A 7,072-nucleotide genomic window follows, 5' to 3' on the forward strand; every position below is an offset into this window, starting at 1 on the left:
CGACGAGGCGGTACAGGGACTGATGGCGGAACTGCATCGGATCTACAACGGTAAAGGTGGCAAGGGCTTTGGCTTCTTTGCTGACCCCGAAACGGCTGTCGCCGAGCTGGCGGAAGGTGAGGAGGCCCCCAAGCAGCCCTCACCCGCGTTTCGTATCGCCCTCGAGCAACTGCTCAGCGAGCAGAGCGAATTCGTTCCTTTCTCGGTCAATGTGACCCAGATGCTGGTCAAGCAGCTGGTGGAGCACGCCCTCGATGAGCAAGGGGTGCTGCTGTTTGCCAAATATAACTATGTCGGGGTCGATTATCTGCTGATTGCCCTGCTGGAGGGCAAGGAGAGCGTCACCGTCAGCGAAGCGCTGGAATTGCGCCATATCCAATATCTGGATATTGGCAAACTCAATCTGGTCGCTCGCATTGATTTGACCGAATGGAAAACCCAACCCGATTCGCGCCGCTATATCACCTTCAGCAAGGGGCGCATCGGTCGCAAATTGGGCGACTTCTTTATGGATCTGTTGGGTGCCCGTGAGGGCATGGATGCCAAGGTACAAAATAAAGGCTTGCTGCAGGCGGTGGAAGATTATTGCGACAGTCGCCAGCTCGAACCGACCGAGCGCAACGATTACAAAAAGCAGGTCTTCAAATATTGCACCGAACAGGCGAGCGCCGGTGAAGAGATCGAGATCAAGGAGTTGTCCGCGGAATTGCCCGGCGACGGTGACCTCGATTTTTACAGCTTTATCGGTCAGGAGTATGAGCTGGAAGAGCGCTTCCCGGCGGATCGGTCTACCCTGCGTGGTCTGACCAAGTTTGTCGGCTCCGGCGGCGGACTGACCCTGAGCTTTGAGCAGAAGCTGTTGAACAGTCGCATATTTTATGACCCCCAGACCGACACCCTGACCATCAAGGGCGTGCCGCCCAATCTCAAGGATCAGCTGCTGCGCCAGTCGTAGTGATGAGCACGAGTGTGATCAACTCGTCATTTCTTGCAAAAAGAGACTCCGCCCCGGCGGGGTCTCTTTTTTTATTGCGCCTGGGCCGCCCTCGAAACTGGCGCGGTACTTTGTTAACAAATCAAACAAAATAAACCACCTGAAAGGGTTTTCATTCAGGTGAAAACCCTTTCATTCGAGTAATAAACTTTCACTTTGGTAATTATATTTCCTTGGTTGTATTGAAATAAGCCGATAAATAGGGATATTTCCCCGATTTAAGAAAATGTTTTCAAAACTTTCTGGAAGGAAATACGTAATTGCATTTCAAAAATGCGAGTTGCGTCATGTGAGCCGTTTGCCGCTTGGGATAATATTCACCTCGCACACAATGCTCTTACAGCGCGGAACTAATACAAGGAAAGGCTCATGAAAAAGAAATTGCTGTCATCCCTGATCGGTCTGGCCACTCTTGGCGTCGCTTGCTCTGCTACTGCAGCCATCGATGAAGGCCAGCTGACCATCTGGATCAACGGTGACAAGGGATACAACGGTCTGGCTGAAGTGGGTAAAAAGTTTGAAGCAGAAACCGGCATCAAGGTGACTGTGGCTCACCCGGATCAGGTTGAAGTGAAATTCCAGCAAGCCGCCGCCACTGGCAACGGCCCGGACATCTTCTTCTGGGCTCACGACCGTTACGGTGAGTGGGTCAAAGCCGGTTTGCTGGTTCCGGTAACGCCGAACGCTGCAACCAAAGGCAAATTTGAACAGCTGGCATGGGATGCCATGACTGTTGATGGCAAAACCTATGGCTACCCGGTTGCCATGGAAGCGGTCAGCCTGATCTATAACAAAGACCTGCTGCCTGAGCCGCCGAAAACCTTCGAAGAGATCGCCAAGATTGACGAGACGCTGAAGAAAAACGGCAAGCGCGCCATCATGTGGGCTTATGACACCCCGTACTTCAGCTATCCGCTGGTGGCTGCCAACGGTGGTTACGCCTTCAAGAAAACCGCTACCGGTTATGACGTCAAAGATACCGGCGTGAACAACGCAGGTGCCAAGATGGGCGTGGGCTACATCTCCGAGATGATCAAGTCCGGTCACCTGGAAAAAGGCATCGACTACGGTGTGATGGACGCCAAGTTCAACAAGGGCGAAGTGGCCATGATGATCAACGGTCCCTGGGCCTGGAGCAACCTGGACAAGAGCGGCATCAAGTACGGTGTAGCGCCGCTGCCGACCCTGAACGGCAAGCCAGCCAAAGCCTTCGTTGGCGTACTGGGTGCCACCATCAACGCCGCCAGCCCGAACAAGGATCTGGCCATCGAGTTCCTGGAAAACTACCTGCTGACCGATGCCGGTCTGGCACCGGTTAACGCCGACAAGCCGCTGGGTGCCGTTGCGCTGAAATCCTTCCAGAAGACCCTGGAATCCGATCCGCACATCAAGGCCACCATGCAAAACGCCCAGGCTGGCGAGCCGATGCCATCCGTTCCCGAGATGAGCCGTTTCTGGTCCTCCTTCGAAACTGCCCTCAAGAACGTGACCTCCGGTCGTCAGGGTGTTGACGAAGCACTGGATACCGCTGCCAAGCGTATCGTTCAGTAAGCACGCACTACCCGGGAGGCCGCCATGGCCTCCCACTCTCTCAAATCTCTCTTGGCGTTATAAAGGTTAATTGGCATGGAAGTAGTACCTTCTGTTGAGTCCTATGCCGGTCCGAAGGATAAGCACACCTGGCTTAAGTGGACCATAGCGGCCCTGGTTGCCATCCTCAACGGCTACGCTGCCGTGATGATGTACGCCAGTGGCGAGTGGGTATTCGCGCTGCTGGATCTGGTGGTGGTTTCCGTCGGTCTGTATGTCTTCATGAACAAGAAGACCTATGCCCATCGCTACATCTTTCCGGGTGTTGCGGGCATGGTTGTGTTTATCATCTTCCCTCTTGCCTACACGATTGGCATCGCCTTCACCAACTATTCGGGGTCCAACTTGCTCTCCGTGGAGCAGGCGCGGGACTACCATCTGAAGAAAAGCTACAAGGTGGCGGGCGGCGAATTCGATTTTACCCTGCTGGGTGGCGACAATGGCCAGTTCCAGCTGCTGCTGACACAGGATGATCACTCCTTTATCAGCCAACCTGTTTCCCTGATGACCAACAAGGCCCGTGAGCTGGCGTCCCGCGAGGGCCGAGTGCAGAGCTCCCAGCAAGTGGTCGAGCTGCAGCCCTTCACTGGCGAAGCTGCCAGCAAGGCCGCGCCGATCCGCGCCATTGTTGAGCATCGTACTCACCTGAGTGACCTGGATCTGGTGCTGCCGGATGGCGGTACCCACCTGACCCTGAGCAGCCTGCGCAAGTTTGCCGCCCAGAAGCAGCAGTACACCCGTCTGATGGATGGCGCCGTGCTCAAGTCCGGGGTGGTGATCAAAGACAGCAATTTGCTGCGTGATACCCAGAATGGCGAGCTGATGCTGCCCAATGGTGACACCGGCTTCTATCAGTACATCGACGAACAGGGTCAGTTTGTCGGCAAGGGCGTGGCCCCCGGCTTCGTGGTCAGCGTGGGTTGGAAGAACTTTGCGCGCATCGTCACCGATCCGGGCATCCAGTCACCCTTCCTGCAGATCTTCATCTGGACCGTGATCTTCTCGACCTGCTCCGTCGCCTTCACCCTGGCCATCGGCATGGTGCTGGCTTGTCTGGTGCAGTGGGAGTCGCTCAAGGGGCGCGGTTTCTATCGGGTCATGCTGATCCTGCCCTACGCGATCCCGGCGTTTATCTCCATCCTGGTGTTCAAGGGGTTGTTCAACCAGAACTTCGGTGAGATCAACATGTTCCTGGAAGCGGCGTTTGGCATCAAGCCGGACTGGTATACCAACCCCTTCCTGGCCAAGGTGATGATCCTGATCGTCAACACCTGGCTCGGCTATCCCTACATGATGATCCTCTGCATGGGCCTGCTCAAAGCCATTCCGGAAGATCTCTATGAAGCGTCCGCCATGGACGGTGCCGGTCCGGTGCAGAACTTCTTCAAGATCACCGTGCCGCTGCTGATGAAGCCGCTGACACCGCTGTTGATTGCCTCGTTCGCCTTCAACTTCAACAACTTCGTGCTTATCCAGTTGTTGACCAACGGTGCGCCCGACATCATCGGCGCCAGCACCCCGGCCGGTACCACCGACTTGCTGGTGAGTTATACCTACCGGATTGCGTTCCAGGGATCGGGTGGTCAGGACTACGGTCTGGCCAGTGCCATCGCCACAGCTATCTTCCTCATCGTAGGTGCGCTGGCGCTGCTCAACCTGAAATTGTCCAAAGCCGACAAGCAGCTGTAAGGAGGCTTCAACATGGCAATCGTACAACCCAAATCAGTCAAATACCGGGTGTGGGCAACCCACTTGGTCATGTGGGGCTTCCTGGCGCTGATCATCTTCCCGTTGATCATGGTTATCGCCATCTCGTTCCGTAACGGTAACTTCGCGGTAGGGGAGATCATCCCCTCCAATCCGACCCTGGATCACTGGAAGCTGGCGCTGGGCATGTCCATCACCAATGCCGACGGCAGCATCACGCCGCCGCCGTTCCCGGTGCTGACCTGGTTGTGGAACTCCATCAAGATCGCCGGCATCACTGCCCTGATGATCGTGACGCTCTCCACCACCTGTGCTTACGCCTTTGCCCGCCTGCGTTTTCGTGGCAAGTCCACCATCCTGCAGGGCATGCTGATTTTCCAGATGTTCCCGGCAGTACTGGCGCTGGTGGCCATCTACGCGCTCTTTAACAAGATTGGTGACTACATTCCCTGGCTCGGTCTCAACACCCACGGTGGCCTGATCCTGGCGTACATGGGCGGTATTGCCCTGCACGTCTGGACCATCAAGGGTTACTTCGAGACCATCGACTCCTCGCTGGAGGAGGCGGCGGCCATCGACGGTGCGACCCCGTGGCAGGCATTCCGCCTGATCCTGTTGCCCCTGTCGGTGCCCATCCTGGCGGTAGTGTTCATCCTGGCCTTTATCGGTTCCATTACCGAGGTGCCAATGGCCTCCATCCTGCTGCAGGATGTGAACAATCTGACCCTGGCGGTCGGGGCCCAGCAGTACCTCTATCCGCAGAACTATCTGTGGGGTGATTTCGCGGCGGCCGCAGTGCTCTCCGGCTTCCCCATCACAGTGGTCTTCCTGCTGGCGCAGCGCTGGTTGGTTGGCGGTCTGACTGCCGGTGGTGTGAAAGGTTAAGTTTATGGCCGGGGGAGCTGACTCCCCCCGCTATCACGATTTGCAAAGATTCAAGAGCGGAGCTCGTCATGGCTGAAGTAGTACTCAACAACGTTCGCAAAAATTACGATCCGGCTGTTCACAAGGACACCCTGCGCAACATCAACCTCGCCATCAAGGAAGGGGAGTTCATCGTCTTCGTCGGCCCGTCCGGCTGCGGTAAATCCACCCTGCTGCGGATGATCGCGGGTCTGGAAGACATCACCAGCGGTGAGCTGACCATCGGCGGTCGTTACATGAACGACGTGCCGCCGGTAGAGCGCAACGTCGGCATGGTGTTCCAGTCCTACGCCCTCTATCCCCACATGAACATCTACGAGAACATGGCCTTTGGTCTGAAGCTCAAGAAGATGGATAAAGAGAACATCCACAAGCGGGTGATGCGCGCCGCCGAGATCCTGGGTCTCGAGCCGCTGCTGGACCGAAAGCCCAAGGCGCTCTCCGGCGGTCAGCGTCAACGGGTTGCCATCGGTCGCTCCATCGTGCAGCAGCCGCAGGTGTTCCTGTTTGACGAACCGCTCTCCAACCTGGATGCCGCCCTGCGGGTCAAGATGCGGATCGAGATCGCCAAGCTGCACAAGGAGCTCAACTCCACCATCATCTACGTGACCCACGATCAGGTGGAAGCGATGACCCTGGCCGACAAGATTGTGGTGCTGAGCCCGCTCAAGGCAGAAGCTGCCACCAACCTGGAGCAGTTCGGTTCACCGCTGGATCTCTACCATAACCCGGACAACAAGTTCGTGGCGGGCTTTATCGGCTCTCCCAAGATGAACTTCCTGGCGGGCGAGTTGCTGGAGATTGGCGAGCAGGAGTGCGTGGTCAAGCTGACCTCTGGCGATACCGTGCGTGCCCGGGTCGATGCCCGCAGTGGCGCGGTGGGTGACAAGGTTGAGCTGGGCATTCGTCCCGAGCACCTGATGCCGCTGGATCACCCCCATGCACACAGCAAGGTGAGCGGGATCGTGCAGGTGGCCGAGCATCTGGGTGCCGAGTCCTTCGTCTATATGGATGTGGATGGTCACGACTTTACCGTCAAGGCCACCTCGGATGTGGATGTGGCGACCGGTCAGACCTACAGCGTGGGTATCCCGGCCGAAGCCTGCTACCTGTTCGATGCCAAGGAGCAGGCGTTCCCCCGTACTGCCAAATATATCCGTACCTGATTTTTTGTTGTGCCGGTTTTCCTTTCTTAATAATCAATGCCTTTTTGCCGGTCGTCAGACCGGCTTTTTATTGCCTGTCATCCTGCGATGAGGGAATGCAGGATGACAGGGCTCAGGCCTCGAGTTCGGCAGTAATATCGGGGACAAAGGTCTGGCTGGTCAGGGGCGGGCGGTCATACCCTTCGGTCTTGATGGGGGGGAGCTTGATGGGCTCGTAGTGGAGCGCCTCGTAGGGCACCTTGCCAAGCAGATGGGCGATGCAGTTGAGACGGGCACGGCGTTTGTCGTCCGCCTCCACCACGAACCAGGGGCAATCCTCGGTGTCGGTGTAGGTGAACATGTCATCCTTGGCGCGGGAGTATTCGACCCAGCGCGAGCGGGATTGCAAGTCCATCGGGCTGAACTTCCAGCGCTTGATGGGGGTGTTGATCCGCTCTTTAAAGCGCTTCTCTTGTTCCTCGTCACTGACCGAGAACCAGTATTTGATCAGGGTGATGCCGGAGCGGATCAGCATCCGCTCGAACTCGGGGCAGGCGCGCAGAAATTCGCGATATTCCGCATCGCTGCAAAATCCCATCACCCGCTCGACCCCGGCCCGGTTGTACCAGGAGCGGTCAAACAGCACCATCTCACCGGCGGCGGGCAGGTGGGCCACATAACGCTGAAAGTACCACTGGGAGCGCTCCCGATC

At 57.0% G+C, this 7,072-nt stretch carries 6 protein-coding genes; 5 read left to right on the forward strand and 1 reads right to left on the reverse strand.

Features of this window, described 5'->3' with window-relative positions; translation table 11 throughout:
• From yejK to LD28_RS0112095, 5 genes are all read left to right on the forward strand, one after another.
• The coding region (gene yejK / locus LD28_RS0112075) for a nucleoid-associated protein YejK (protein WP_033137214.1) at nucleotides 1-955 on the forward strand (955 nt) is incomplete at its 5' end.
• A 408-nt stretch (nucleotides 956-1,363) separates the two neighbouring features.
• On the forward strand, nucleotides 1,364-2,545 hold the full coding sequence (gene malE / locus LD28_RS0112080; protein ID WP_033137215.1) for a maltose/maltodextrin ABC transporter substrate-binding protein MalE: 1,182 nt from the start codon (nucleotides 1,364-1,366) through the stop codon (nucleotides 2,543-2,545).
• 75 nt (nucleotides 2,546-2,620) lie between these two features.
• Entirely contained in the window at nucleotides 2,621-4,273 is a 1,653-nt protein-coding gene (gene malF, locus LD28_RS0112085; RefSeq protein ID WP_033137216.1) for a maltose ABC transporter permease MalF, read from the forward strand.
• A gap of 12 nt (nucleotides 4,274-4,285) precedes the next feature.
• Complete coding sequence (gene malG, locus LD28_RS0112090; protein ID WP_005333868.1) at nucleotides 4,286-5,176, forward strand: maltose ABC transporter permease MalG; 891 nt, start codon at nucleotides 4,286-4,288, stop codon at nucleotides 5,174-5,176.
• 68 nt (nucleotides 5,177-5,244) lie between these two features.
• Nucleotides 5,245-6,381: an ABC transporter ATP-binding protein gene (locus LD28_RS0112095; protein WP_033137217.1), complete on the forward strand. Its 1,137-nt coding sequence runs from the start codon at nucleotides 5,245-5,247 to the stop codon at nucleotides 6,379-6,381.
• A gap of 112 nt (nucleotides 6,382-6,493) precedes the next feature.
• Here LD28_RS0112095 and LD28_RS0112100 read toward each other — a convergent pair.
• The coding region (locus LD28_RS0112100) for a polyphosphate kinase 2 family protein (protein ID WP_033137218.1) at nucleotides 6,494-7,072 on the reverse strand (579 nt) is incomplete at its 5' end.

This window comes from Aeromonas finlandensis, from assembly GCF_000764645.1.
Taxonomy (GTDB): domain Bacteria; phylum Pseudomonadota; class Gammaproteobacteria; order Enterobacterales; family Aeromonadaceae; genus Aeromonas; species Aeromonas finlandensis.

Bases quoted from the DNA above. Each gene is read 5' to 3' on its own strand.
- malF (WP_033137216.1), top strand. From the start codon at position 2,621: ATGGAAGTAGTACCTTCTGTTGAGTCCTATGCCGGTCCGAAGGATAAG.
- LD28_RS0112095 (WP_033137217.1), top strand. From the start codon at position 5,245: ATGGCTGAAGTAGTACTCAACAACGTTCGCAAAAATTACGATCCGGCT.
- malG (WP_005333868.1), top strand. From the start codon at position 4,286: ATGGCAATCGTACAACCCAAATCAGTCAAATACCGGGTGTGGGCAACC.
- malE (WP_033137215.1), top strand. From the start codon at position 1,364: ATGAAAAAGAAATTGCTGTCATCCCTGATCGGTCTGGCCACTCTTGGC.